We start from the raw sequence: 24,404 nt of genomic DNA, 5'->3' as shown, positions 1-24,404 counted from the left end.
GTCGCGCATGGACGCGGTGAGAGTTTCCGCACTCCGGCAGTCGCTGGCCGGCACCGGCTGGCCCGAACGGGCGGGCGCCTTCGCCTCCGCGCTGCGCGGCTCGGTGACCAGGCGCAGCGCGACCGGCCTGCTGCTGGTCGGCACCCCCCGCTACGAGCCGTGGCACCTGGCGGCGCACCTGAGCGACGAGGCCGCCTACGGGGGCCTGCCGGAGCTGGCCCCGACGCTGCTGCGGCACGCCGTCCCGGCCGGCGCGCCGGAGCACCTGGCCTGCGGGCTGCCCCGGCTCGCGGAGGCGCGCACCGGCGCGACGGTGCTGCTGGTGGCGCCCGGCCCGGCCGACGCGCCGCTGCTGGAGCGGCTGGACGACGCCCGCCGGGCCGGGGCGGTGCTGCTGGCCCTGGACGACGGCGACCCGGAGCTGACCGACCTGGCGCACGAGCGGCTCACCGTGCCGGAGGCCGCGCCGGAGCCGTTCGAGCTGGTCCAGCACCTGGTCAGCTCGGCCGCCGCGACCGCCCCGTCGCGCTCCCGGCTGTCCCGGCTGGCGGAGCGGCTGGCCGCCTCGCCGGTGCTGCGCTGGTAGCCGGGGCCGTCCGGGCCCAGACCGGAGCCGCCCCGGCCGTGCCGCCGCCACCACCGCCACCACCGCCACCCCTCGCCGCCGCAGCTCCGGAAAACCGGTTGCCCCGGCCCGTCCCGGTCGCGCACCATCTGGCCATGTGACACGTACCGCCCCGTTCCTCCGCAGGCTCCTCCCGGATCTCACGCCCTGGCGCGCCTCCCGGGACTTCCGGCTGCTCTGGGCGTCGGGGTGCGTGACCGGCTTCGGCAGTTTCCTGTCGTTCGTGGCGCTGCCGATCCAGCTCAAGCAGCTGACCGACTCGACCTTCGCGGTGGGCCTGGTCGGCGCGTTCGAGCTGGTGCCGCTGGTGGTGTTCGGCCTGTGGGGCGGCGCCCTGGCGGACGCGCTGGACCGGCGGCGCCTGGTGCTGCTCAGCGAGGCCGGGCTGGCCCTGCTGTCGGCGCTGCTGCTGGCCAACGCGCTGCTGCCGCACCCGCTGCTGTGGCCGATCTACCTGGTCGCGGCGCTGACGGCGGCGCTGGCCGGGCTCCAGCGCCCGGCGCTGGACTCGATGGTGCCCCGGGTGGTGGCGCACGACCAGCTGCCCGCCGCGTTCGCCCTCAACTCGCTGTACCGCAACGTCGCCTCGGTGGCCGGCCCGCCGCTGGCGGGCGTGGTGGTCGCGGTGGCCGGCGCCCGCAGCGCCTACGCGCTGGACGTGCTGACCTTCCTGCTCTCGCTGGCGCTGATCGTCCGGATGCGGCCGGTGCCGCCCGCCGAGAGCGCCGAGGCCCCCTCGCTGCGCACCATCGGCCAGGGCCTGGCGTACGCCTGGAGCCGCAAGGACCTGCTGGGCACGTACGCGATCGACCTGGTGGCGATGGTGTTCGCCTACCCGGTGGCGCTGTACCCGTTCCTGGCCGCGGAGCTGGACGCGGAGTGGGCGCTGGGCCTGCTGTACGGGGCGACGGCGGCCGGGGCGCTGGTGGTGGCGGCCACCGGCGGCTGGACGGCCCGGGTGCACCGGCACGGCCGGATGCTGCTGTTCGCGGCGCTCGGCTGGGGCGGGGCGGTGGCGCTGGCCGGGCTGGTCGGGAACATCTGGCTGGTGCTGCTGTTCCTGGCGCTGGCCGGCGGGGCCGACCAGGTCAGCGGGGTGGCCCGGTCGACGATCTGGAACCAGTCCATCCCCGACGGGCTGCGCGGGCGGCTCGCCGGGGTGGAGGTGCTCTCCTACTCGGTGGGCCCGCAGCTGGGCCAGGTGCGGGCCGGCGGGATGGCGGCGCTGGCCGGGGTGCGCGGCTCGATCTGGGCCGGTGGCGCGCTGTGCGTGCTGGGCGTGCTGGCGCTGACCGCGGCGATCCCGAAGCTGCTGGCCTGGGACTCGCGCACCGACCCGCACGCGCTGGCGGTGCGGGACCAGCACGAGCGCCAGGCCGCCGGCGTCTCCTGACGGCCCGTCAGCCCTTGGGCTCGTCGTCGTTCCAGCGCGGGTCGTCCCGCCACTCCTGGTTCCGCTCGGCGGCGGTCTCCAGGGCGTGCGCGGCCTCCTCCCGGCTCGCGTACGGGCCGAGCCGGTCCTTGGCCGGGCAGTCCGGGCCCTCCTCGACCTTGCCGTGCTTGATGCAGTAGAACCACTCCCCCGGTTGCCCGGTGGGCTTGCGGCCGAACGCCATCGTCTGGTCTCCCGTCCTGGTGGGCGCCGCGGCGGGCGGGCCGCGGCGGTCGGTGGTGATCCTTTCCCGCCGCGGCGGCCCTACACGCGGCCGGGGGCGGGCGGGCGGCGGCCGATACACTCGCCGTCATGGCTCTGGTACCCGGCACGCTGTCCCCCACCCGCAAGGTCCCCGCGCACATCGCGCGTCCGGAGTACGTCGGCAAGCCCGCGCCGACGCCGTACACCGGCCCCGAGGTGCAGGACGCGGAGACGATCGAGAAGATGCGGATCGCCGGCCGGATCGCGGCGCGGGCGATGGCCGAGGCGGCGAAGCTGATCGCCCCCGGCGTCACCACCGACGAGCTGGACGCCGTCGCGCACGCCTACATGTGCGACCACGGCGCGTACCCGTCGGACCTCGGCTACCGGGGCTTCCCGAAGTCGATCTGCACCTCGATCAACGAGGTGATCTGCCACGGCATCCCGGACTCGACGGTGCTGCGGGACGGCGACATCGTGAACATCGACGCCACCGCGTTCATCCACGGCGTGCACGGCGACCTGAACGCCACCTACCTGTGCGGCGAGGTGGACGAGGAGTCCCGGCTGCTGGTCGAGCGGACCGAGGAGTCGCTGAACCGGGCGATCAAGGCGGTCAAGCCGGGCCGGCAGGTCAACGTGATCGGCCGGGTGATCGAGTCGTACGCCAAGCGCTTCGGCTACGGAGTGGTGCGCGACTTCACCGGCCACGGCATCAACACCTCGTTCCACTCCGGCCTGATCATCCCGCACTACGACAGCGACCGGGCCACCCAGGTGATCAAGCCAGGGATGACCTTCACCATCGAGCCGATGCTCACCCTGGGCAGCTACGACTACGACATCTGGCCGGACGGCTGGACGGTGGTCACCAAGGACCGCAAGCGGACCGCCCAGTTCGAGCACACCCTGCTGGTCACCGCGGACGGCGCGGAGATCCTCACCCTGCCCTGACGCCCCGGCACCCGCCCTGACGGCGCGGCACGGCGGCCCGCCACCCCCTGCGGCAGGGGGAGGCGGGCCGCTGCCGCGCACAATCGTTCCTGCTGGTCGGCCGGGCGGCCGGCTCAGCCGATCAGCCACTGCTCCTGGGCCACCGCGCCGACCTCGGTGCACGCGTCGGTCAGCACGTCCAGCACCCGCAGCGGGTCCGGCAGGGGCTGCTCGGGGCCGCGCAGCCAGCGCACCTCGGAGCCGTCCGGCAGCGCGGCCGGCGGGACGAGGGTGTACGAGCCGCGGCAGTGCCAGCGCAGGCCGGGGTGCTCGGAGACGGTGTCGGGGGTGGAGTCCAGCGCGCTGGTCCACCACTCGTCCTCGTCCTGCGGGGTGCCGCGGGTCGCGGTGAAGAACAGGTAGCGGTCGGCGCCGACCGCGGCGACCGGGCCGCCCACGCCGAGCGCGTCCAGCCGCCGCAGGGCGAGCACGCCGGCCTCGGCCGGCACGTCCAGCACGTCGTGCGCGCGGCCGGTGGCGGTGACGAAGTTCGCCTCCGGGTCCCGGTCGAGCCAGCGCGCCACCTGCTCGGCGTCGGTGGTGGCCTGGGACTGCCAGGCGAAGGAGAGCGGGTGCTGGGCCGGGGCCGGACAGCCGACCCGGTCGCACGAGCACCGGTACCCGGCCGGGTGCGCCGCGGGCGCCACCGGGAAACCCGCCCCGGCCGCCCCCAGCAGCAGATCCAGCCTCGCGGCCGCGTCCCCTCCGGCGCCGGGGCGGTCCCGCCGCTCCCGCCGCCACCAGGACGTCCACCTGCTGCTGGTTTCCATCTGGCCCCTTCCGCACGCACCTGTCCGAGTCGCCGTGCCAGGTACGGCACGGCCACCGACGCAACAACCGACGCCAACGCACGGAGCCGCTCGCTGCTTCCCGGAGGGGTGCACCGCGCGCGGGGGCGTCCTGCCGTCGACCGGGCCGGGGTCTCCGGGCGGCCGACGTCCGGGGTCGGGTACGGGGCGCGAGAGTCGCGCCCGGCGGGCGGACGCACCTCGGCGCGCCCCGCCCGACCCGTACGGGCCCGCGGACCCGGGTGAACCCCGGGGGCGTACGTAGCAGGATAAGGCTCCCGGAACCCTCCGGATGACCGGGAGCGGTGCCGCCCCCGTCACACCCGCTCCACACCCCCGGCCCGGAACGGACATACCCGGCCGGTCCGCCTCCCCGGCGGCGCGCCTACCCTTGGTCGGGTGAAGAGCGCCGACACCGAGTTCACCGGGGGCCCGCTGGACGGCCGGGTCCTGCCGGTCCTGCTGGGCATGATGCACAGCGTCCCCAAGGTCTACCGGGTGCCCGTCCCCGCGCACGGGGACACCCCGGCGACCACCCTGGTCTACCGCCGCGCCAAGGAGTACGGCCCCAAGGGGCGCTACCGCTGGCGCTACGAGTACGACCCCGAGGGCTGACCCGGCCCCGGCCCCGCCCGCCCCCCGTCGTCTCAGTCCTCCTCGGCCAGGATCAGGTAGAGCTTCTTCTTCGTCTCGGCCAGCACCGCGAGGCCCTTGGCCCGCTGCTCCTCGGTGCCGGTCGCCATGACCTGCCGCACCGCCTGGTCCACCGCCGCGAGCGCGATGCCGACCTCCTGCACGGCCTCCCAGTCGCCCTGCCGGCCAGCCTCGTCCCACGGGGACTCACCGGCCCGCTCGGCCTCGGCCAGGCCCTGCTCGGTCAGTTCGAACAGCTTCTTGCCGGACTCCTCGTTGGCCTTGATCAGCCCCTCCTCCTCCAGCATCTGGAGCGTCGGGTACACCGAGCCCGGGCTGGGCCGCCAGACCCCGCCGGTGCGCTCACCGATCTCGGTGATCATCTCGTAGCCGTGCATCGGCCGCTCCCGCAGCAGCGCGAGCAGCGAGGCCCGCACGTCACCGCGCCTGGCCCGCCCCCCGCGCCGACCACCTCCGTGCCCACGCGGTCCGTGCCCGCCGAACCCCCGCCCACGCGGCCCGAACCCGGGCCCGAACGGCGGCATCGGCCGCCCCGGCGCCCCGAACGGCCCGAACGCGGCCCGCCCCTCGAACTCGTCGGCCCCCTCACCGGGCACCCCCGCACGCCCCGGCCGCCCCGGGCCCTCGGCCCAACGACGCCGGCCTTCTCCACCAAAACGCTTGTCGTAACGCATGACGAACACCTGTCTTTCCACAGTCCGGACGCTCCGACTACCGAAGCATCTCGATACCTCAACGATATATCGCTAACTATCGGATGGCAACCCGTTCCGACACCTCCGCCTCTGACCTGTGACGGCGAAGGCGGACGGCTTGTCGACGAAGCTGGACTGGTGTGGTGAATCGATCGAGGCGACGTGGCCACTCGGCCCAATCGAGCCGCCTGGTGCAGCACGCTCCCGAGCACAAGGTCCGCCGCCACCCCGTCGCTCCCCCACGAGCTCCAGCTCGACCTGGGCGCCCGGTAGGCCGTGGACTCCCTCGGCCGCCTTCCCCGCCAGGACGGCACCGCCAACGGCCGGATCGGCCGGTACGAGGTCCACGTCTCCGACTCCACCAACGCCTGGGGCACCCCCGTCGCCACCGGCACCTTCCCGGACAGCGCCGACCGGAAGACCGTCCCCCTGCGCACCACCCCCGGCCGCTTCCTGCGCCTACCGGCCCTCATCACCGAAGCCGACGTCCGCGGCCCGCGGACCAGCGCCGCCGAGGTCACCGCAGGCGGCGTACCCGTCTGAGCCCGCCCCCGCCGGGAACCTCGGCGTTCTCCCGGCGGGGCCGCACGGTCAGCGGGCCCGCCCGGCTCCGTACCGTCTGGCGTCGTGGGACGATCACGCGCATGACGCCCACCCCGCAGTCACCCGCTGTCGTCCACGTACGTCTGCTGGCCGGTCACGCATCCTCCGGGCGCCCGGTGTTCGAGGTGCTGCCCGCGCGGCCGCTGGAGTCGGGCTCGTTCGAACTGGCCGGCAGCCCGGGCCTGGTGTTCGGGTGTGCGGCCGGCGACGTGCTCCGGGTCGGCGAGGAGGGGGAGTTCGAGGTCGTCGAGCGGGGCGGGAACCTGTGCGTTCAGGCCTATCGGCAGGGCCGTTTCACCCCCGAGTCCTTCGCGGAGCTCAGGAAGGCGGTCGACGCCCTCGACGGCCTGGCCGAGGCACCACCGGACCTGCGCTTCGTCGTCGTCACCGTCAGCCGCTCGGTCGGCCTGCCCGTGATCGAGCAGCTCATGGACAGTTGGGCCGCGAGCGGCCAGGGCATCGAATGGTGGATCGGAAACGGCGAGCGGGAGGACGCCGCTCCCTGAACCCGGCACCGGAGGGCAGGTGCCGGGTGGCCGTGAGCGGGCTCTCGCAGCTCCCGCCCGCACTCCGGGCCCGCCGCTCGGCGGATTCCCCCGGCGGCCTCGGGCAGTTGACGGCCGAGGTGGTCCCGGGCCAGGCCGCCGGACGGGACCGGGACGTCTCGAACGCGCCGTCCGCAGTGGCCCCGGACGCGGTGATGGTCACGCCGGTGAACTCGGCCTTGCCGACTGTCCCATGGCCGGGGCGGACCGTGGCGTCCGGGCGGCGTCAGGTCGGTCTGCGTCACCTCGCCCGGTGCGGATGCCGTCAGTTCCCCGGACCGGCATGTGACCGCTGGGCCGGTCGCGTGGGGGAACCCCAGGCGGACACACCTCTACCGGGCACGCGCGGGGGCTGCGGCTGAGGGTGCGTCATGCTCCGGGCAGAGCGCGGGGAAGATCCGGTGGCGGCGGGCCGGTCGGGGGGTGTGGCCCGGGTGTCGTGGTGGGTGTCCGGCTAGGGTTGCGGTGCATGACGGACAGCTCGATCGGCGAACCGGCGGACATCACCGCGGAGTTGGTGCGGGGCCTGCTGCGCGAGCAGCATCCCGATCTGGCCGGGTTGCCGCTCGTGCCCGGTGCGCGGGGGTGGGACAACCAGCTGTGGCGGCTCGGCGACGGGCTGGCCGTGCGGCTGCCCTGGGCGACCGGGTCGGCGGACGCGCTGCTGCGCAAGGAGCACGCCTGGCTGCCCGTGCTCGCGCCGGGGCTGCCGCTGCCGGTGCCCGTCCCGCAGCGGCTGGGCGAGCCGTCCGCGCGGTTCCCGCGGCCCTGGATCGTCACCACCTGGCTGCCCGGCGAGCCCGCCGACCGGGCGCCCGCCACCCGGGCCGGGGCGGGCGACGTGCTGGCGGACTTCCTGACCGCCCTGCACCGCCCCGCGCCCGCCGCGGCCCCCGCCGGGCGGGGGCGGGGCGGGCGGCTGGCCGACGCCTCCGCGCACTTCGAGCGGCAGCTCGCCTCCGCCGTCGACGCCGACCTGGTCGCCGACCCGGACGCGGTCCGCGCGCTCTGGGCGGACGGTGTCGCCGCGCCGGAGTGGAGCGGCCCGCGGCTGTGGCTGCACGGCGACCTGCACCCGGCCAACGTGCTCACCGCGGACGGCACCTTCTGCGGCGTGATCGACTTCGGCGACCTGTGCGCGGGCGACCCCGCCCTCGACCTGGCCGCCGCCTGGATCCTGCTCCCGGACGCGGCGATCGACCGCTTCCACGCCGCCTACCGCCCCGCCCCCGACCCCGCCACCCTGCGCCGCGCCCGCGCCGTGGCCGCCCAGCGCGCCCTGGCCTGCCTGCTGATCGGGCACGCCGGCGAGCACGGCCGCCCCGGTGGCAAAGCCAGTTGGGGTCCGCCCGCCCGCGCCTCGCTGAACCGCCTGCTCGCCACCGCCGCGGGCTGACCCGCCGTCCGACACGGGCCCGCGCCACTCCCACCGACCCGTTCGAACCCACTACCGTGACGCCATGGCAGCCGAACACGACCTCGACGCCCTGCTCTCCGGCCTGCGCCCCGTCCGCAACCCGGGCCGCTACGTGTACTGCACCCTCCCCGGGCGGGTGCCCGCCGGGCTGCGGCCGGTGGTGACGGTGGCCGAACCCGAGGGGGTGACCTTCGTGGTCGCCGAGGAGGAGGCCGACGCGCTCGGCCTGCCGTACACGTACGTCGCCGCCTGGCTGACCCTGCGGGTGCACTCCGCGCTGGAGGCGGTCGGGCTGACCGCCGCCGTCGCCACCGCGCTCGCCGACCACGGGATCGGCTGCAACGTGGTGGCCGGCTTCCACCACGACCACCTGTTCGTGCCCGTCCACGAGGCCGACCGGGCCCTGGAGGCGCTCAACTCGCTCTCGGCGCACCGTTCCTGACTCCTCGGACCGGCCCCGCCCCCGGCCCCGCCCCGGCCCCGGCACCCTGGCCCCGGCGGCCGGGGCGGGTGACAATCCGGGGGAAGGCCCCGCCGGTCCGGACGAGAGGGACGCCGTGTCAGCCGATCCGCAGCAGCCTGCCGCCGACTGGACCGCCGCCACCGCCACCGCACTGGGCGCCCTGCTCGGGGCGGCGGTGGACGGCGGGCAGTTCCCGGGCGGGGTGCTGGTGGCCGGTCAGGCCGGGGCGGGCCGGACGGTGGTCAGCCGCGGGGTGGTCGCCCCCGAGTGCGGCGACGCCCGCCCCGACGAGCACACCCGCTACGACCTGGCCTCGCTGACCAAGGTGCTCGCCACCTGGCCGCTGGTCGGCACCGCCGTCCGCGCCGGGCTGCTCGACCTGGACGCCCCGCTGCGCGCCGTCCTGCCCCAACTGCCTTCCCCAGGAGGTGAGTTGACGGCGCGCCAACTGCTGAACCACACCTCGGGGCTGCTCCCGCAGACCGGACTGGCCCGCTACCAGCACAGCGGACGACCGCTGATCGAGCACCTGTGCGCCGAACCGCTGGTCTCGGTGCCCGGCGCGCACCACCGGTACATCGACCGGGGCTTCATCCTGCTCGGACTGCTGCTGCCCGAACTGCTCGGCCAACCACTGGCGGTGCTCGCCGACGCGCTGTGGTGCGGACTCGGCCTGGACGCCACCGCGTACGGCCCGCTGCCGCGCGACAACCGGCTCGCGCCGACCGAGCAGCGGCTGCGCGGCGCGCCCCGGACCTGGGGCATCCCGCACGACCCGAGCGCGGCCCTGCTCGGCGGGGTGGCCGGGCACGCCGGGGTGTTCTCGTCCGCCGCCGACCTGGCCGCCTTCGCCGAACACCTGCTCGCCCCGTCCGGCCCGCTGCCCGAGTGGTTCGCGCTGAGCCGCCGCCCGCTGGTCCCCGTCGAACCGGACCTGGCCCGGGGCCTGGCCTGGATCGTCACCGCGAAGGGCTCGGTCGCCTACCACCACGGCTTCACCGGCACCAGCCTCTACCTGGCCCCGCGCACCCGCCGCTTCGTGGTGCTCTGCACCAACGCCGTCTACCACGGCTGGGACCGCACCCGGCTGGCCGAGCTGCGCGCCCGCGCGCTGCGCTCCCTGCTGCCCGGCGACTGACCGCGCGGCACCCAGCGGCCGGGCGAGGAACGGGCGGGGGCAGTCGGGAGCCGGGCGAAGGGCGAGTGGGGCGGGCAGGGGCGGATTCACCCGGACGGAGTCGCCCGAATGCCCGGGGGCGGCCGGGGGCGGAGGGTCGGGGCAAGACCTGCTTCGGCCTAGGAGGTTCCATGAGCTCGTCTGTCGGTCCGACCGCGACACCGCCCGCCGGTCCCCGCTCCGGTGGTACCGCCGGTGGTCCCCAGGGCCACCGGAACAGGGGCTGGGTCTCCGGGATGGTGCTGTTCGCGGGTGTGGTGATGCTGGTCAACGGCATCCTCGAGGTGTTCCACGGGATCATGGCGATCGCCGAGGACGACGTCTTCGTCAGCACGCCGCGGTACGTCTTCCGGTTCGATCTGACCTCCTGGGGCTGGATCCACCTGGTGATCGGCGCGCTGGTCGCGCTGGCCGGCTTCTTCGTCATCCAGGGCGCGGCCTGGGCCAGGATCGTCGGTATCTTCCTGGCCGCGCTGAGCCTGATCGGCAGCTTCCTGGCGCTGCCGTACTACCCGCTGTGGTCACTGGTGATCATCGCGCTGGACGTGTTCGTGATCTGGGCGCTGTGCGCCTACCGGGAGGACTGAGCCGCCGCCCGGGCTGCCGCCCGGGTACGCCGTGGGGGCCCCGCGGGCCCGCTCCTCCGGGGGGCGGGCCCGCGGGGTGGTGCGCCGCCGGGCGTGGGGGTGGCCGGCGGCGTCGCCCGGGGCGGGTCACCTGTTGAGCACGGCCGCACCCGCCTGGGCGAACTGCTCGTCCTGGTCGGCGCTCGGGGCGCCGGCCACGCCGACGGCCGCGATCGGGGCGCCCTTGACCTGGACCGGGGCGCCGCCACCCAGGAACAGGGTGCCGGGGATGTCCTTCAGGTTCGGGGCCTGGGCCAGGCGCTTGACCAGCTCGGAGGTCGGCGCGTTCCAGGACACCGCGGTGTACGCCTTGCGCTCGGCCGACTCGAAGGACTGCGGGCCCGAGCCGTCGCCGCGCAGCTCGACGATCACGCTGCCGTTGCGGTCGACGACGGCGACGGAGACCTTCTGACCGGCCTTGGCGGCGGCGTCCAGGCTGGCTTGGGCGGCCTTGGTGGCGGCCTCGACCGTCAGGTGGGTGGACTGGAAGGTGTTCTTGTCCTGCACGTCGGCGTGGACGGCGCCGGCCGGGGCCACCTGCGGGGTCTCGGCGCCGGCGGAGACGGCGCCGACGACGCCGGCACCGACCGCGACGACCGTGACGGCACCGGTGACGACGCGGGTGCGGGTGCTCAGCTTCTTCATTTTCGGCTCCTGTATCGGGTGGATCGGGCGTATCGGGGATCGGGAGGGGGTTCGTTCGGCGCCGGATCGCGGTGCGCCCCGGCCTCGCCATCCATGTTTCGCCCCGGCACCCCCTCCCCGGATCGGCGAACCGGCTCGCTCTGCGGCGCATGATGGACGACATCCGTGTCAGCCGATCGGTGGATGTGCGGGCCGCCGTCCCGGTCCACCATCGCTATGACGGGCGTGACGCAGCGTGATGCTCCGCGAGCGGAGGTGACGCGCCGTGCGCCCGTCAGAAGGCCCGGGGCGTGCCGACGGCACGCAGGCAGCACGCCGCCGGGAACGACGAGGACGAAGGAGGCAGCCATGATGCGTCAACCCCTGTCCCGGGCCGTCGACCCGGACGCGGGCTGGCTCACGGTCGTCATGCGGCTGGCCTTCGTCCTGCTGCTCGGCACCTCGCTGGCGAGGTACCTGGCGCACCACCTGTCCAGCCCGCTGACGCCGTGGGTGGTGGGGCTGAGCCTGGCGCTGGCCGTGGGCCACCTGTCCGGGCTGTCCGAGCGGCGGCAGCCCTGGCTGGCGGCGGTGCTGGCCAGCTGGGCGGTGCTGGTGCTGATGGCGCCGAGCTTCGCCTGGTGCGCCGTCCCGCTGGTGTACACGGTGCTCCGGGCGCTGCCGCCGCGGGCCGCGATCCCGCTGGTGACGGCGCTGACGGTGCTGGTGGTGGTCTCCGAGCTGCGGCTGCCCGGCGGCTTCGACCCGACGATGCTGCTGCTGCCCCCGGCCGTCGCCGCGCTGGCCACCGCGGTGTTCCTGTACATGCAGCGGCAGGGCGCCCGGCAGCGGAAGCTGATCATCGACCTGATCCGCACCCGGCGGGAGCTGGCCGCGGTGGAGCGCCGGCAGGGCGCGCTGGCCGAGCGGGAGCGGCTGTCCGTCGAGATCCACGACACTCTCGCCCAGGGCCTGTCCAGCCAGCGGATGCTGCTCCAGGCCGCGGAGCGGACGTGGGAGCAGGATCCGGCGGCGGCCCGCGGCCACGTCCGGACGGCTGCCGCGATCGCCGCGCGGAACCTCGCGGAGGCCCGCCGCTTCGTCCACGACCTGGCCCCGGCCGACCTCGCGGAGCAGGGCACCCTGGAGGCCGCGCTGGCCGCGCTGGCCGACCGGGAGGCCGCCGAGAGCGGCCTGGCCGTCCGCTTCCACCTGGACGGGGCCCCCGCGCCGATGCCGACCGCCGCGCAGGCCGCGCTGCTGCGGATCGCCCAGGGCGCGCTGGCCAACACCAGGGAGCACGCCCGGGCCGAGCACGCCTCGATCACGCTGTCCTACCTGGGCGACCAGGCGGTGCTGGACGTCGCGGACGACGGCTGCGGCTTCACCCCGGGCCGGTCCGGGCGGGGCGAACGGCCCGGGCGGGCCGAGCCCGGCGACCGCGGCACGTACGACGACCGCGGCGCGCTCGGCGGACGCGGCGCGCTCGGCGGACGCGGCGAGCGGGCGGTCGACGGGAGCCGGGGGCACGGGCTTCCGGCGATGCGGGCCCGGCTGCGCCAGCTCGGCGGCACGCTCACCGTCGAGTCCGCCCCGGGCGAGGGCACGGTGGTCTCCGCGGCCATTCCCCTGGAGGGCCGTTGATGGCGGGCCGCTGAGCAGCGATCCGGCGGCGGCGCTCGGCCGCGCCCGGGAAGGCAGTCCGGCGGCGGCCCGGCGTCAGCCCGGCAGCAGCCCGGCGGCGAGTCGGCAACCGTCCCGGCGGCCTCCCCGGCCGATAGCGTCAGTCGCCGGGAGCGCCCGGCCGAGGGCGACCTCCGGGCCCGGGGCCCCACGGCGAGGACAACACGGAAGGAGCGGGTTCATGAACGACACCGTCCGGCTGGTCATCTGCGACGACCACGCCATGGTCCGGGCCGGGCTGCTGGCCCTGCTGTCCAGCGACCCGGCGATCGAGGTGGTCGGTGAGGCCAGCACCGGCGAGGAGGCGGTCTCGCTGGCCGCCGCCCTCCGGCCGGACGTGGTCCTGATGGACCTCCAGCTGGGCGGCGGGATCGACGGCGTGGAGGCCACCCGGCGGGTGCTCGCCGGGCCCGGGGAGAGCCACGTCCTGGTGCTGACCACCTTCGACACCGACACCGACATCAGCCGGGCGATCAGCGCGGGCGCCACCGGCTACCTGCTGAAGGCCGAGAAGCCGGAGGAGCTGTTCGCCGCGATCCGCGCCGCGGCGGCGGGCCGGCCCGCGCTCTCCCCGCCGATCGCCTCCCGGGTGATGGCCCAGATGCGCTCCCCGCTCCCCCAGCTCACCGACCGCGAGCAGGACATCCTGGACCAGCTCGGCCAGGGCCTGGGCAACAAGGAGATCGCCCGGGCGCTGTTCATCAGCGAGGCGACGGTCAAGACCCACCTCGGCCGGATCTACGCCAAGCTCGGCGTGGACACCCGCTCCGGTGCGGTGGCCATCGCCAAGGAGCGCCGCCTGCTGCGCTGAACTCCCGCCGTCCGTCCGCTCCTTGACAACAGAACAGGCCGACGAGGCGACGGCCGCGCCCCAACAGCCGCTCCGGCCAAGGAATCTGACGATCCGGTGACAGACGGGAGGTGCAGAAGCGTCGGGAGAGGGGTAACCACACGGGGCCCGCCGGTGTGACGCGAACGCGTAAGGAACGCGCCACACTCCGCTCACCCTCCCCTCGCCGGCCTGTCGTTCGGGCGCGACACGGTTTGGCCGGAACCGACGTCACGAAAGGCGGACGCGCCCCATGCCGACCGCACCACCCCCGCAGGCGCCGCCGCGCCGCCTCGGGGAGCACGGCCTCGCCTGGGTGTTCCTGCTCCCCTCGGTCGCCGTCTTCGCCCTGTTCATCGGCTATCCGCTCGGGCGCACCCTCTACCTCAGCGCGCACGCCAACGACCTGTTCGGCGCGCCCTCGCGCTACGTCGGACTGCGGCACTACACCGACCTGCTGGCCTCGGCCGAGTTCCGCGACACCCTGCTCACCACCGCCCTGTTCGTGCTGCTGACGGTGGTGCCCGGGGTGCTCGGGGCGCTGCTGCTGGTGCTGCTGCTGGAGAGCCGGATCCGCGGGGTCCGGCTGCTGCGCTCGGCCTTCGCGCTGCCGTTCGCCTTCTCGGTGGCCAGCGCCTCGGTGGTCTTCTCGGTCCTCTACAACCCGGCCAGCGGGGTGCTCAACGGGCTGCTGTCGCAGTTCCACCTGGGCCCGGTCGGCTGGCTGACCGACTCCCGGTACGCGCTGCTCTCGGTCGCCGCGTCCACGGTCTGGATGAACCTGGGCTACAACGTGCTGGTGCTCTCGGCGGGCATCGGCGCGATCCCCGCCGAGATCACCGAGGCCGCCCGGCTGGACGGCGCCGCCGGGCTGCGGCTGGCCCGTTCGGTGACGGTGCCGCTGCTCGGGCCCAGCCTGTTCTTCCTGGTCGTGGTCTCCACGGTGAACGCGCTGCAGAGCTTCGGCCAGATCCACATCCTCACCCGGGGCGGCCCGGACGGCTCGACCCGCACGCTGGTCTACTCCGTCTACCAGAAGGCGTTCGCCTACGGCTCCAGCGACTTCGGCACCGCCAGCGCCCAGGCCGTGGTGCTGCTGCTGGTCGTACTGGCCTGCACCGCCGTCCAGTTCGGCGTCCTGGAACGGAAGGTGCACTACGCATGACCACCGCCCGCACCGAGACCGGGGCGCCCGCCGGGGCCGCCCCCGCCCGTCCCGCCCGGCGCCGCGCCCACCTGCGCGGGGTGCCGGCCAGGGCCGTGGTCCACCTGGTGCTGCTGGCCGCCGCGCTGACGGTGCTGTTCCCGGTCTACTACGTGTTCGCCGGTGCGCTGATGCGCCCGGACGAGATCGCCGGGTACCCGCCCGCGCTGGTGCCGCACGCGGTCACCGGGCGGAACTTCTCCGGCGCGGTGCACGCGGTGCCGCTGGTCCGCCAGTACGCCAACTCGGTGCTGGTGGCGGGCGTGATCACCGCGGCGCAGCTGTTCACCTCGGTCCTGGCCGCGTACGCCTTCGTGTTCCTGCCGCTGCGCGGCCGCGCGGTGGTGTTCGGGCTGTTCCTGGCCACCCTGATGGTCCCGTGGGAGGCCGTGGTCATCCCCAACTACCTGACGCTGTCCGGCTGGGGCCTGGGCAACACCTACTTCGGGCTGGTGCTGCCGTTCCTGGCCTCCGGCTTCGGGACGTTCCTGCTGCGGCAGTCGTTCCGGCAGTTCCCGGCCGAGCTGCGGGACGCCGCCCGGATCGACGGGGCGGGCCACTGGCGGTTCCTGTGGCGGATCCTGGTGCCGCTGAACCGGCCGGTGCTGGCGGCGCTCGCCGTCTACGTCTTCCTGTCCGCCTGGAACCAGTACTTCTGGCCGCTGATCATCACCCGCACCGCCGAGATGCAGACCCTGCAGATCGGCCTGTCCACGCTGCGCGACTCGGAGATGGCCGACCCGGGCCTGATCCTGGCCGGCGTGGTGCTGTCGCTGCTGCCCACGCTGGCGCTGGTGGTGTTCGGCCAGCGCTTCATCGTCCGCGGCCTGACCGCCGGAGCCGTCCGCTGACGCCCCGCCGGCCACCGCACCCACGCCCGCCCCGCACCCGGGTCCACCCGCGTACCCGCATCCGCATCCGCATCCGCATCCGCATCCGCTCGACTCTCCCGGCACCCACCCTCGTAGAAGAGAGAAGCCCCGTGAAGAAGAGTGCCCGCGCGCTCGCCGCCCTGCTGGTGTCCGGCCTGGCCCTGACGGGCTGTAGCTCCGGCGGTTCCGGGGGCGGCGCCTCGGGTGACGCCGCCGCGCCCGCCGCCTCCGCGCTCGACCAGGCGTCCGGGGTGACCACCGTCGAGTTCTGGCACTCGATGACGGGCAAGAACGCCGAGACGCTGACCTCGCTGGTGTCCGCGTTCAACTCCGCGCACCAGGGGAAGATCGAGGTGAAGCCGGTCTTCCAGGGCAGCTACGACGACCTGATCGCCAAGTACAAGGCGTCGGTGCAGCAGAAGGCCACCCCGGCGCTGGTGCAGGTCTACGACATCGGCACCCGCTTCATGATCGACTCCAGGCAGACCGTCCCGGCCCAGGCGTTCGCCGACCGGGACGGCTACGCGCTGGACGACCTCCAGCCCAACATCCGCAACTACTACTCGGTGGACGGCAAGCTCGCCTCGATGCCGTTCAACTCCTCGGTGCCGCTGCTGTACCTGAACGACGACGCCTTCAAGGAGGTCGGCCTCGACCCGGCCCAGCCGCCCACCACGCTGGCCGAACTGGGCGACCTCGCCAAGCGGTTGACGAAGAAGGACGGCAGCGGGCAGACCGTCCGGTACGGCTTCGGCGCGGCGGTCTACGGCTGGTTCGTCGAGGAGCTGCTGGCCGAGTCCGGCTCGCTGTACTGCGACAACGGCAACGGCCGCACCGGGAAGGCGGCCAAGGCCGGCTTCGACACCGCCAAGGGCGCCGAGATCGTCCAGTGGTGGGCCGACCTGGTCAAGGGCGGCTACGCGGCCAACACCGGCCGGCAGACCACCGACGCGCAGGCCGCGTTCAAGGCCGGCACGGTGGCCATGCACCTGGAGTCCACCGGCGTGCTGCGCGGCTACACCGAGGCCGCCAAGTTCACCGTCGGCACCGCGCCGTTCCCGAAGACCGCCGCCGGCGACCAGGGCGGCCCGGTCATCGGCGGCGCCTCGCTCTGGGTCTCCGGCCCGGGCCACTCGGACGCGCAGCAGCGGGCGTCCTGGGAGTTCGAGAAGTTCCTCACCTCCCCCGAGCAGCAGGCCGCCTGGCACGTCGGCACCGGCTACTTCCCGGTCAACACGAAGTCGCTGGACGTCGCCGCCGACAAGCAGTGGGTGGCCCAGTACCCGCAGTTCCAGACCGCCATCGACCAGCTCGCCGCCACCAAGCCGACCCCGGCCACCGCGGGCTGCCTGCTCGGCGTGATGCCGCAGGCCCGCAAGGGCGTGGAGACCGCGATCGAGCAGACCGTCTCCGGCTCCAAGACCGCCCAGCAGGCGCTGGCCGACGCCGCCAAGGAGCTCCAGCCCGCCATCGACGGCTACAACTCCTCGGTCGGCTGACCCCCGGAGCCGGGAGACGCCGAAGGGCCCGGCCGCGGGTGCGCGGTCGGGCCCTGGAGGCGGAGGGCGGCGGACGAGTCGGCCTGTACGCCGGGTTCTGTCTCCCAGGTCGCTCGCGCGGCCGGGGGAGGCGGCCATCCATCTAGGGCTGCCGTTGCCGACAGCCTCGTGCGGTCTACCCGCGAGCTCGGGCGAGCAGCCCTCGAACACTCGCGCACGGTGCCCGAGGGCACCGATCTTGACCTTGCTCCGAGTGGGGTTTACCGAGCCGGCCGAGTCACCTCGGTCGCTGGTGGTCTCTTACACCACCGTTTCACCCTTACCCGCCGCCGGAGCGGTGGGCGGTCTGCTTTCTGTGGCACTGTCCCGCGGGTCACCCCGGGTGGGCGTTACCCACCACCCTGCTCTGTGGAGCCCGGACGTTCCTCGGCGGGCCCCGAAGGGACCCGACGCGACCGCCCGGCCGGCTCGTCCGCCGTACTGGTCATCGTAGCCGCTCCGGGACACGCCCCCGCACGGACCCTCGCACGGCGTCTCCGCACGGGACCCCCGCACGGTGGTCCCGCGCGCCGGTCAGCGGGCGGGGCCGGCGGCGTCCTGGCGGGGGCGGTCCGGCAGGCGGTCGAAGCGGGCGGCGACCCGGGCCGCGGTGCCGGCCGCCCAGGGGGTGGTGGTGACCAGGCCGAGGACCAGGACGGTCAGGCCCAGGCCGGTCACGATCCACCAGCCGGCGTGGGTGGCGGGGGCGAAGCCACCGGCCGAGGCGACCGCGCTGGTCACCACGGTGCCGATCACCGCGACGCCCAGCGACTGGCCGATCTGCCGGCTGGTGGAGGCCACCGCGGCGGCCACCCCGGACTGGGAGAGCGGCATGCCGGAGACCGCCGAGTTGGTGATCGGGGCGTTCACCAGGCCGAAGCCGATGCCGAACAGCGCGTACGCGGGCAGCAGCAGGAGCGCCGGGGAGTCGGCGGTCAGCCGGGTCAGCAGCAGTCCGCTGGCGGTGATCGCGGCGCCGGCGCCGAGCAGCGGCAGGCGCGGGCCGCGCCCCGCCACGATCCGGCCGGAGAGCGGGGCGGCGAACAGGGTGAGCCCGGCCATCGGCAGCGTCCACAGGCCGGCCACCACCGGGCTGTAGTGGCGGACCTCCTGGAGGTACAGGGTGTTGAGGAACAGGAAGCCGCCGAGCGCGGCGAACGCGCACACCGCGGTGACGGTGGCGCCGGTGAACGGGGCGCTGCGGAAGAACCGCGGGTCGATCAGCGGTTCGGCGACCCGGAGCTCCCAGAGCGGGAAGGCGACCAGCGCGGCGACGGCGGTCACCGCCAGGGCCAGGATGCCGGGCGAGGTCCAGCCGTGCGCCGGGCCCTCGATGATCGCGGCGGTGCCGCAGCCGAGCAGCAGCAGCATCAGCAGCTGGCCGACCGGGTCCAGCCGGCGGGGCCGGGACGCCCGGGACTCCGGCACGTAGCGGAAGGTCAGCAGGCAGGCCGCCAGCCCGACCGGGACGTTGATCAGGAAGATCGACGGCCAGCCCGCGGTGTCCACCAGGAAGCCGCCGATCAGCGGGCCCAGCGCCATGCTGATGCCGACCACGCCGCCCCAGACGCCGATCGCCCGGGCCCGCTCCGCCCGGTCGGTGAAGGTGTTGGTGATGATCGACATCGCCACCGGGTTCATCATCGACCCGCCGACCGCCTGCACCGCCCGGAAGCCGATCAGCCAGCCGAGTCCGGGCGCCAGGCTGCACAGCAGCGAGCCGAGCACGAACAGCACCAGCCCGGTCATGAACACCCGCTTGCGGCCGATCCGGTCGGCCACCGAGCCGGAGAGCATCAGCAGCGAGGCCAGCACCAGCGTGTAGGCGTCGATCACCCACTGCAGGCCGGAGGCGGGCGCGTCCAGGTCGGTGCGGATGGCGGGCAGCGCGATGTTCACGACGGTGTTGTCCAGGCCGACGATGAACAGGCTGAGGCAGCAGATGGCCAGGATCAGCAGCCTGCGGCGGCGGTCCGGCACGGTACTCGGTCGACTCACCGTCCGATCATCCCACCATTTCATGAGGCGAGGCTGGAACCGCCCGGCTCCACCGCCCGGACCCGGGGCGACACCGCCCGGGCCCGGGGCTACCCGTCGGCCGCCAGCGCGAAGCGCACCGTGCGGGTGACCGGGTCGGCCAGGGTGAGCCGGACGGTGACCCGGTGGCCCAGCGGCAGCCGGTCGGCGGCGTCGCACTTGGCGACCACCGCCGGGTCGCGCAGCTGCACGGTGCCCACGGCGGGGTGCCGCTCGTCCACGTCGACCACCACCGCCTCGAACTCCTCGCCCTCCCGGCCGCGCAGCAGCTCGGCCTCCACCAGGTCCACGCAGGCCCGCTCCACCTCGTGGGCCCGCCGGTCGCCGCTCTCCATCAGCCCCGGCACCAGCGGCAGGGTGTCGCGCACCCAGCCGGGCACGTCGGTGCCGCCCGCCACCGCCAGGCAGACCTCCAGCGCGTACCGGTCGCCGAGCCGCCGCAGCGGCGCGGTGCAGTGGCTGTACGGGGCGGCCAGCGCGGCGTGGCCCGGGTCGGCGGGCGGGGCGGTGCCGCGGGCGGTGTCGAAGGCCCGGTAGCCGGCGCCGCGCAGCAGGCCGGTGCACTCGTTGAGGAAGGCGGCGTCGGCGGTGCGGGCCGGGTCGAGGGAACGGATCAGCGCCGGGTAGGACAGGTCCTCCGGCCAGTCGACGCCGAGCGCGGCGGCGGTGCGGCGCAGCCGGGCGTACGCGGGTTCGGGGGCGGCGGGCAGGGTGCGCAGCAGGCCGATCCCGGCGTCCAGCATCAGCTCGGCGGCGGCCATGCCGGTGAGCAGCGAGATCTGGGCGTTCCAGCCGTCGGCGGGGCGGGGGGCGCGGTAGCCGAGCCGGTAGCCGCCGTCGTCGGCGGTCACCTCCTGCTCGGGGATGGGCAGGCTGACGCCGCCGCGGTCCCGCTCCCGGGCCTCGCGCAGGGTGCCGACCTCGGCGAGCAGGGCGAGTTGCTCGTCGGCGGTCCCGGCGTCGATCCGGTCCTGGACGGTCGCGTAGTCGAGCCGGCGGCGGGAGCGGACCCGGGCCCGGCGCAGGTCGGCGAGGACCAGCTCGCCGTCGGCGTCCAGGTCGAGCTGCCAGAGCAGGGCGGGGCGCAGTTCGCCGGGCAGCAGGCTGGCCGCGCCCTCGGAGAGCCGGGCGGGGTGCAGCGGCACGTTGCCGTCCGGGAAGTACAGCGTCTGGACCCGGTGCGCGGCCTCGGTGTCGATCGCCCCGCCGGGGGTGACGTACGCGCCGACGTCGGCGATCGCGTAGTGCACCCGGTAGCCGCTGCCCCGGCGGGAGAGCCGCATGGCCTGGTCGAGGTCGCGGGAGTCCGGCGGGTCGAGGGTGAACAGGTCGAGGTCGGTGGCGTCGAACTCCGGCAGCCGGGGCAGCGAGGCCGCCCGGTCGGCCTCGGCGAGCACCTCCGGGGGCCAGTCGGTGCGGATCTCCAGACGGGTCCTGAGGTCGGCGAGTTCGGTGTTGATCCTGGCGGTCTGGGCGGCCCGGACGCTGAGGTGTCGGCGCGGCATGCTCAGCAGCGTAAGGCGTGGCGGCGCAAAAGTCGTACCGGAAACAGGTTGTGGCGCACGGGGATTGGCGGCGGGGGCCGCGCGGGCGCGGCGGGATTCGGGGCGCGGGTGGGCGGGTCGTTAGGGTGGTCGGGTTCGGGTGCCACAGCTTGTTGAAAGAGGATCGCCGTGCTGGTTCTGCTGCCGCCGTCGGAGGGGAAGGCCGCGCCGGAGGCGGGTGCGCCGGTGGAGTTGGGCGGGCTGTCGCTGCCGGGGCTGACCGGGGCCCGGCGGCGGGTGCTCGACGCGCTGGTGGAGCTGTGCGCGGGGGACGGTGAGCGGGCCGCCGAGGTGCTGGGGCTGAGCAAGGGGCTGCGCGGGGAGGTCGGCAAGAACGCGGGTCTGCTCACGGCGGGGGCGCGTCCGGCGGGCGAGGTGTACACGGGGGTGCTGTTCGACAACCTGGGGCTGGCCAAGCTGGACGAGGCCGCGTACGCCCGGGCCGAGCGTTCGCTGCTGGTGTTCTCCGGGCTGTGGGGGGCGGTGCGGATCGGCGACCGGATCCCGCCCTACCGCTGCTCGATGGGCGTCAGGCTGCCGCCGCTGGGCGCGCTCGGCCCGTACTGGCGGGGCGTGCTGGACGGGGTGCTGCCGGAGGTCGCGGACGGGCTGGTGCTGGACCTGCGCAGTTCGGCGTACGCGGCGGCGTGGAAGCCCGCCGGGGAACTGGCGGGCCGGACGGTGACGGTGCGGGTGCTGCAGGAGCGCGAGGTGGACGGGGTGCTGAGGCGCTCGGTGGTGTCGCACTTCAACAAGGCCACCAAGGGCCGGCTGGTGCGCGACCTGCTCGCGGCCGGCCACGAACCGGCCGCGCCCGGCGAACTGGTGGACGCGCTGGAGCAGTCGGGCTACCGGGTGGAGGTCTCGGCGCGCGGCACCGGGCGCAAGCCGTGGCAGCTGGACGTGGTGGTGGCGGACGTCCACTGACGTCCCGGCCCGGCGGCCGGTCACCGCCGGTGGTCAGCGCAGGCGGTCAGCGCAGGTGGGAGGTGTCGTTGAGCAGCCGCAGCGAGGCGTTGCCGTCGCGGTAGTACTGGACGGCGCAGAGCGAGGCCGGGGACAGCTCCATCCGGTGCACGGCGTCCGGCGGGGCGCCCAGGGCCAGCCGGACCAGGGTCTTGATCGGGCTGACGTGCGAGACCACCAGCACGGTCTGCCCGGAGTACCGGGCGGTGATCCGGTCGCGGGCCCGGGCGACCCGGTCGGCCAGCGCGGTGAGCGATTCGGCGCTGCCGGTGGGCGCGGCCTCGGGCGAGCCCAGCCAGGTGGTGAGGTCGGCGGGGTGGCGTTCCCCCACCTCGGCGAAGGTGAGCCCCTCCCAGTCGCCGAAGTCGAGTTCGCGCAGGTCCTCCTCGATCCGCACCTCCAGGCCGAGCCGGCGGGCGGTGGCCTCGGCGGTCTGCCGGGTGCGCAGCATCGGGGAGGCCACCACGGCCTGCACGGTGCCGCGGGCGGCCAGCGAGTCGGCGGCGCGCTCGGCCTGCCAGCGGCCCTTCTCGGACAGGCCCGGGTCGCTGCCGGTGCTGCCGGAGAAGCGCTTGAGCGGGGTGAGCGGGGTCTCGCCGTGCCGCAGCAGCACCAGGGTGGTGGGGGTGCCGAGGTCGGCGGGCCCGGCCCAGCCGGCCCGGGGGGCGGACGCGGCGGGCACCGGTTCGTCCGCCGCGGTGGACACGGGCGCGACGGCGGACGCGGGCACGTCGGGTGCGGGTGCGGCGGGCACGGGTGCGGCGGGCACGGGCGCGGGTTCGGCCACGGGCGCGGCGGCCCGGGGGGCGGGCTCCCACCGGCGGCCCTGCTTCCCGGCGTCCATCGCCTCGTTGGCGAGCCGGTCGGCGTCCTTGTTGCGCTCGCGCGGGATCCACTCGTACGTGACGTTCCCGGCCGGGAGGACGGCGCGGGCCTCGGCGGCCAGCGGACGCATGTCGGGGTGCTTGACCTGCCAGCGCCCGGACATCTGCTCGACGACCAGCTTGGAGTCCATCCGGACCTCGACCCGGGCGTCCGGGTCGAGGTCGCGGGCGGCCCGCAGCCCGGCGATCAGGCCCCGGTACTCGGCGACGTTGTTGGTGGCGCGGCCGATGTACTCGGCGGCCTCGACCAGGATGCGCCCGGTGTCGGCGTCCCGGACCACCGCGCCGTAGCCGGCCGGCCCCGGGTTGCCCCGGGAGCCGCCGTCGGCCTCGACGACGTACCTGGTGCCCGCCACCGGGTCAGACGCCCGACTCGCCGGTGCGGACCAGGATGCGGCCGCAGTTCTCGCAGCGCAGCACCTTGTCGGCGGGCTCGGCCTTGATCGCGTTGAACTCGGTGATCGAGAACTCGGTGCGGCAGCCCTCGCAGCGGCGCTGGTAGAGGCGGGCCGCGCCGGTGCCGCCCTGCTGCTCGCGCAGGCGCAGGTAGAGCTTCATCAGGTCGGCGGGGATGACGTTGGCGATGGCCTCGCGGTCGCGGCGGACCTTGTCGGCCTCGGCGTCGATCTCGGCGAACTCGGCGTCCCGGCGGCCCTCGGCCTCGGCGACCACCACGGAGGAGTGCTCCAGGCGGGCGGTCAGCTCGGTGACCCGGGTCTGCGCGGACTCCAGGCGCTCCATCACCTCCAGGACGATGTCCTCCAGGTCGCCCTGGCGCTTGGCCAGCGAGACGTTCTCGTGCTGGAGGTTCTCCAGGTCCCGGGGGGAGGTGACCGCGCCGGAGTCCATCCGCTGCTGGTTGCGGGCGGCCCGGGAGCGGACCTGCTCGACGTCCGCCTCGGCCTTGGTCTGCTCGCGGGTGGTGTCGCCGAACTGGGCCTGGGCGGCGACCACCAGGTCCTTGAGGGCGGTGTGGTCGGCGGCGGCCTTGTCGATCTCGGCGTGCTCGGGCAGGGTGCGGCGCCGGTGGGCCAGCTGGTCGAGGCGGGAGTCGATGGCCTGCAGGTCGAGCAGGCGGATCTGGTCGGCGGGCGCGGCGTTCACGCGGCGGGCTCCTGTTGAGTTGGTTCGGCGGGGAAGGTCAGGGGGCGTACGGCATCGGCGCGTGCGCCGTCCACGGGTCGGTGACCCGGGTGGAGACGCGGGTCTCCAGCGGCCAGCCGCGCCGGTCGGCGCGGTCGGTGAGCTCGCGGGCGGCCAGGGCGAGCCAGGGCCACTCGGTGGCCCAGTGCGCGGCGTCGACCAGCGCGACCGGGGCCGCCTCGACGGCCTCGGAGGCCGGGTGGTGCCGCAGGTCGGCGGTGACGTACGCGTCCACGCCGGCCCGGCGGGCCTCGGCCAGGAAGGAGTCGCCGGCACCGCCGCAGACCGCGACCCGGTGGACCAGCCGCTCCGGGTCGCCGGCGGCGCGGACGCCCGCGGCGGTGGCGGGCAGGCCGGCGGCGACCTGCGCGGCGAACGCGGCCAGCGTCATCGGCTGCGGGAGCTCGCCGATCCGGCCGCTGCCGCGGCGGCCCGCCGGGTCGGTCGGGTCGGCCACCAGCGGGCCGGTGACCTTCAGTCCGACGGCCTCGGCGAGGGCGTCGGAGACGCCGGGGGCGGCGTGGTCGGCGTTGGTGTGCGCGACGTGCAGGGCGACGTCGTGCTTGATCAGGGTGTGCACGGCCCGGCCCTTGGCGCCGGTCGCGGCGACCGTGGTGGTGCCGCGCAGGTAGAGGGGGTGGTGGGTGACCAGCAGGTCGGCGCCCCACTCGACGGCCTCGTCCACCACGGCCTGCGCGGGGTCGACGGCGAACAGCACCCGGCGCACCTCCGCCCCGGGATCGCCGCAGACCAGGCCCACCGCGTCCCAGGACTCCGCCCACTGCGGCGGGTAGACCTCTTCGAGCACGGCGATGACGTCGGACAGTTTCGGCACCTGTCGAGACTACCGCGTGCCGC

25 protein-coding genes and 1 other RNA gene are annotated in these 24,404 nt (G+C 75.1%); 16 read left to right on the top strand and 10 right to left on the bottom strand.

All coding sequences use genetic code 11. The features are described 5' to 3' along the window. Positions 1-7 precede the first annotated feature (7 nt). On the top strand, positions 8-586 hold the full coding sequence (locus ACIP60_RS21775; protein WP_400686847.1) for a hypothetical protein: 579 nt from the start codon (positions 8-10) through the stop codon (positions 584-586). Positions 587-722: 136 nt separating this feature from the next. Then, a complete protein-coding gene (locus ACIP60_RS21770; protein ID WP_400686845.1) occupies positions 723-2,018 on the top strand; it encodes an MFS transporter in 1,296 nt (431 codons plus the stop codon). Between the two features lie 7 nt (positions 2,019-2,025). Here the strand turns inward: ACIP60_RS21770 and ACIP60_RS21765 are convergent, their stop codons facing one another. Next, positions 2,026-2,241 carry a hypothetical protein gene (locus ACIP60_RS21765; RefSeq protein WP_100835969.1) on the bottom strand — a complete coding sequence of 72 codons (216 nt, stop codon included), beginning with the start codon at positions 2,239-2,241 and terminating at the stop codon, positions 2,026-2,028. Between the two features lie 128 nt (positions 2,242-2,369). Here ACIP60_RS21765 and map point away from each other — a divergent pair, with 128 nt between their 5' ends. Further along, on the top strand, positions 2,370-3,215 hold the full coding sequence (gene map, locus ACIP60_RS21760; protein ID WP_100835970.1) for a type I methionyl aminopeptidase: 846 nt from the start codon (positions 2,370-2,372) through the stop codon (positions 3,213-3,215). Positions 3,216-3,328: 113 nt separating this feature from the next. On the opposite strand, the gene ACIP60_RS21755 is transcribed toward map, so the two are convergent. Continuing rightward, entirely contained in the window at positions 3,329-4,024 is a 696-nt protein-coding gene (locus ACIP60_RS21755; RefSeq protein ID WP_400686842.1) for a bifunctional DNA primase/polymerase, read from the bottom strand. A gap of 417 nt (positions 4,025-4,441) precedes the next feature. Between ACIP60_RS21755 and ACIP60_RS21750 the strand changes: the two genes are divergently transcribed. Beyond that, positions 4,442-4,657 carry a hypothetical protein gene (locus tag ACIP60_RS21750; protein ID WP_400686840.1) on the top strand — a complete coding sequence of 72 codons (216 nt, stop codon included), beginning with the start codon at positions 4,442-4,444 and terminating at the stop codon, positions 4,655-4,657. 32 nt (positions 4,658-4,689) lie between these two features. Here the strand turns inward: ACIP60_RS21750 and ACIP60_RS21745 are convergent, their stop codons facing one another. Next, a complete protein-coding gene (locus tag ACIP60_RS21745) occupies positions 4,690-5,370 on the bottom strand; it encodes a PadR family transcriptional regulator (RefSeq protein WP_400686838.1) in 681 nt (226 codons plus the stop codon). A gap of 297 nt (positions 5,371-5,667) precedes the next feature. On the opposite strand from ACIP60_RS21745, the gene ACIP60_RS21740 reads away from it, so the two are divergent. From ACIP60_RS21740 to ACIP60_RS21715, 6 genes are all read left to right on the top strand, one after another. Then, positions 5,668-5,934, top strand: coding sequence for a hypothetical protein (locus ACIP60_RS21740; protein WP_400686836.1), 267 nt, complete (start codon positions 5,668-5,670; stop codon positions 5,932-5,934). Positions 5,935-6,035: 101 nt separating this feature from the next. Further along, the gene (locus ACIP60_RS21735; RefSeq protein ID WP_400686834.1) at positions 6,036-6,500 is read left to right on the top strand and encodes a DUF4265 domain-containing protein; all 465 of its coding nucleotides are present in this window, start codon (positions 6,036-6,038) and stop codon (positions 6,498-6,500) included. A gap of 508 nt (positions 6,501-7,008) precedes the next feature. Further along, positions 7,009-7,935 (top strand): phosphotransferase, encoded by a 927-nt coding sequence (locus ACIP60_RS21730; protein ID WP_400686832.1) that lies wholly within the window; start codon positions 7,009-7,011, stop codon positions 7,933-7,935. A 64-nt stretch (positions 7,936-7,999) separates the two neighbouring features. After that, a complete protein-coding gene (locus tag ACIP60_RS21725; protein ID WP_400686830.1) occupies positions 8,000-8,398 on the top strand; it encodes an ACT domain-containing protein in 399 nt (132 codons plus the stop codon). A 115-nt stretch (positions 8,399-8,513) separates the two neighbouring features. Further along, a complete protein-coding gene (locus ACIP60_RS21720; protein ID WP_400686828.1) occupies positions 8,514-9,557 on the top strand; it encodes a serine hydrolase domain-containing protein in 1,044 nt (347 codons plus the stop codon). Positions 9,558-9,832: 275 nt separating this feature from the next. Next, the gene (locus ACIP60_RS21715; protein WP_400686826.1) at positions 9,833-10,183 is read left to right on the top strand and encodes a hypothetical protein; all 351 of its coding nucleotides are present in this window, start codon (positions 9,833-9,835) and stop codon (positions 10,181-10,183) included. 126 nt (positions 10,184-10,309) lie between these two features. Here ACIP60_RS21715 and ACIP60_RS21710 read toward each other — a convergent pair whose 3' ends face one another. Further along, complete coding sequence (locus ACIP60_RS21710; protein ID WP_400686824.1) at positions 10,310-10,867, bottom strand: heme-binding protein; 558 nt, start codon at positions 10,865-10,867, stop codon at positions 10,310-10,312. A 348-nt stretch (positions 10,868-11,215) separates the two neighbouring features. Between ACIP60_RS21710 and ACIP60_RS21705 the strand changes: the two genes are divergently transcribed. The 5 genes from ACIP60_RS21705 to ACIP60_RS21685 all read left to right on the top strand — a co-directional run bounded on the left by ACIP60_RS21705 (position 11,216) and on the right by ACIP60_RS21685 (position 16,933). Beyond that, positions 11,216-12,490: a sensor histidine kinase gene (locus tag ACIP60_RS21705; protein WP_400686822.1), complete on the top strand. Its 1,275-nt coding sequence runs from the start codon at positions 11,216-11,218 to the stop codon at positions 12,488-12,490. Positions 12,491-12,710: 220 nt separating this feature from the next. Then, on the top strand, positions 12,711-13,340 hold the full coding sequence (locus ACIP60_RS21700) for a response regulator (protein WP_400686820.1): 630 nt from the start codon (positions 12,711-12,713) through the stop codon (positions 13,338-13,340). Between the two features lie 271 nt (positions 13,341-13,611). Next, on the top strand, positions 13,612-14,523 hold the full coding sequence (locus tag ACIP60_RS21695) for a carbohydrate ABC transporter permease (RefSeq protein WP_400686818.1): 912 nt from the start codon (positions 13,612-13,614) through the stop codon (positions 14,521-14,523). Further along, positions 14,520-15,413 carry a carbohydrate ABC transporter permease gene (locus ACIP60_RS21690; protein WP_400686816.1) on the top strand — a complete coding sequence of 298 codons (894 nt, stop codon included), beginning with the start codon at positions 14,520-14,522 and terminating at the stop codon, positions 15,411-15,413. The genes ACIP60_RS21695 and ACIP60_RS21690 overlap by 4 nt, the downstream gene beginning before the upstream one ends. Positions 15,414-15,544: 131 nt before the next feature. Then, complete coding sequence (locus tag ACIP60_RS21685; RefSeq protein ID WP_400686814.1) at positions 15,545-16,933, top strand: ABC transporter substrate-binding protein; 1,389 nt, start codon at positions 15,545-15,547, stop codon at positions 16,931-16,933. A 70-nt stretch (positions 16,934-17,003) separates the two neighbouring features. Here the strand turns inward: ACIP60_RS21685 and rnpB are convergent. From rnpB to ACIP60_RS21670, 3 genes are all read right to left on the bottom strand, one after another. Next, positions 17,004-17,404, bottom strand: an RNA gene (gene rnpB / locus ACIP60_RS21680) — RNase P RNA component class A. Positions 17,405-17,506: 102 nt separating this feature from the next. Further along, the gene (locus ACIP60_RS21675; protein ID WP_400686812.1) at positions 17,507-18,970 is read right to left on the bottom strand and encodes an MFS transporter; all 1,464 of its coding nucleotides are present in this window, start codon (positions 18,968-18,970) and stop codon (positions 17,507-17,509) included. Positions 18,971-19,059: 89 nt separating this feature from the next. Next, positions 19,060-20,514 (bottom strand): RNB domain-containing ribonuclease, encoded by a 1,455-nt coding sequence (locus ACIP60_RS21670; protein ID WP_400686810.1) that lies wholly within the window; start codon positions 20,512-20,514, stop codon positions 19,060-19,062. A 168-nt stretch (positions 20,515-20,682) separates the two neighbouring features. Between ACIP60_RS21670 and yaaA the strand changes: the two genes are divergently transcribed. Continuing rightward, positions 20,683-21,480, top strand: coding sequence for a peroxide stress protein YaaA (gene yaaA, locus ACIP60_RS21665; RefSeq protein WP_400686808.1), 798 nt, complete (start codon positions 20,683-20,685; stop codon positions 21,478-21,480). Between the two features lie 46 nt (positions 21,481-21,526). Here the strand turns inward: yaaA and ACIP60_RS21660 are convergent, their stop codons facing one another. Genes ACIP60_RS21660 through ACIP60_RS21650 form a run of 3 tightly spaced genes read right to left on the bottom strand, consistent with a single transcriptional unit; the run spans position 21,527 to position 24,381 of the window. Next, positions 21,527-22,759 carry a bifunctional RNase H/acid phosphatase gene (locus ACIP60_RS21660; protein ID WP_400686806.1) on the bottom strand — a complete coding sequence of 411 codons (1,233 nt, stop codon included), beginning with the start codon at positions 22,757-22,759 and terminating at the stop codon, positions 21,527-21,529. Positions 22,760-22,763: 4 nt separating this feature from the next. Further along, positions 22,764-23,507, bottom strand: coding sequence for a zinc ribbon domain-containing protein (locus tag ACIP60_RS21655; RefSeq protein WP_400686804.1), 744 nt, complete (start codon positions 23,505-23,507; stop codon positions 22,764-22,766). A gap of 37 nt (positions 23,508-23,544) precedes the next feature. Further along, positions 23,545-24,381 (bottom strand): Nif3-like dinuclear metal center hexameric protein, encoded by an 837-nt coding sequence (locus tag ACIP60_RS21650; RefSeq protein ID WP_400686802.1) that lies wholly within the window; start codon positions 24,379-24,381, stop codon positions 23,545-23,547. Between the last annotated feature and the right edge of the window lie 23 nt (positions 24,382-24,404).

The organism is Kitasatospora sp. NPDC088783 (assembly GCF_044750705.1).
GTDB lineage: Bacteria > Actinomycetota > Actinomycetes > Streptomycetales > Streptomycetaceae > Kitasatospora > Kitasatospora fiedleri.
Note: the sequence above shows the minus strand (reverse complement) of the source record. Positions and strands in the feature narration are given on the sequence as shown.

Excerpts from the sequence above, each read along its gene's own strand:
- ACIP60_RS21775 (WP_400686847.1), top strand. The coding sequence starts at position 8 with ATGGACGCGGTGAGAGTTTCCGCACTCCGGCAGTCGCTGGCCGGCACC.
- ACIP60_RS21765 (WP_100835969.1), bottom strand. The coding sequence starts at position 2,241 with ATGGCGTTCGGCCGCAAGCCCACCGGGCAACCGGGGGAGTGGTTCTAC.
- map (WP_100835970.1), top strand. The coding sequence starts at position 2,370 with ATGGCTCTGGTACCCGGCACGCTGTCCCCCACCCGCAAGGTCCCCGCG.
- ACIP60_RS21755 (WP_400686842.1), bottom strand. The coding sequence starts at position 4,024 with ATGGAAACCAGCAGCAGGTGGACGTCCTGGTGGCGGCGGGAGCGGCGG.
- ACIP60_RS21745 (WP_400686838.1), bottom strand. The coding sequence starts at position 5,370 with ATGCGTTACGACAAGCGTTTTGGTGGAGAAGGCCGGCGTCGTTGGGCC.
- ACIP60_RS21735 (WP_400686834.1), top strand. The coding sequence starts at position 6,036 with ATGACGCCCACCCCGCAGTCACCCGCTGTCGTCCACGTACGTCTGCTG.
- ACIP60_RS21730 (WP_400686832.1), top strand. The coding sequence starts at position 7,009 with ATGACGGACAGCTCGATCGGCGAACCGGCGGACATCACCGCGGAGTTG.
- ACIP60_RS21725 (WP_400686830.1), top strand. The coding sequence starts at position 8,000 with ATGGCAGCCGAACACGACCTCGACGCCCTGCTCTCCGGCCTGCGCCCC.
- ACIP60_RS21715 (WP_400686826.1), top strand. The coding sequence starts at position 9,833 with ATGGTGCTGTTCGCGGGTGTGGTGATGCTGGTCAACGGCATCCTCGAG.
- ACIP60_RS21710 (WP_400686824.1), bottom strand. The coding sequence starts at position 10,867 with ATGAAGAAGCTGAGCACCCGCACCCGCGTCGTCACCGGTGCCGTCACG.
- ACIP60_RS21705 (WP_400686822.1), top strand. The coding sequence starts at position 11,216 with ATGATGCGTCAACCCCTGTCCCGGGCCGTCGACCCGGACGCGGGCTGG.
- ACIP60_RS21700 (WP_400686820.1), top strand. The coding sequence starts at position 12,711 with ATGAACGACACCGTCCGGCTGGTCATCTGCGACGACCACGCCATGGTC.
- ACIP60_RS21695 (WP_400686818.1), top strand. The coding sequence starts at position 13,612 with ATGCCGACCGCACCACCCCCGCAGGCGCCGCCGCGCCGCCTCGGGGAG.
- ACIP60_RS21690 (WP_400686816.1), top strand. The coding sequence starts at position 14,520 with ATGACCACCGCCCGCACCGAGACCGGGGCGCCCGCCGGGGCCGCCCCC.
- ACIP60_RS21670 (WP_400686810.1), bottom strand. The coding sequence starts at position 20,514 with ATGCCGCGCCGACACCTCAGCGTCCGGGCCGCCCAGACCGCCAGGATC.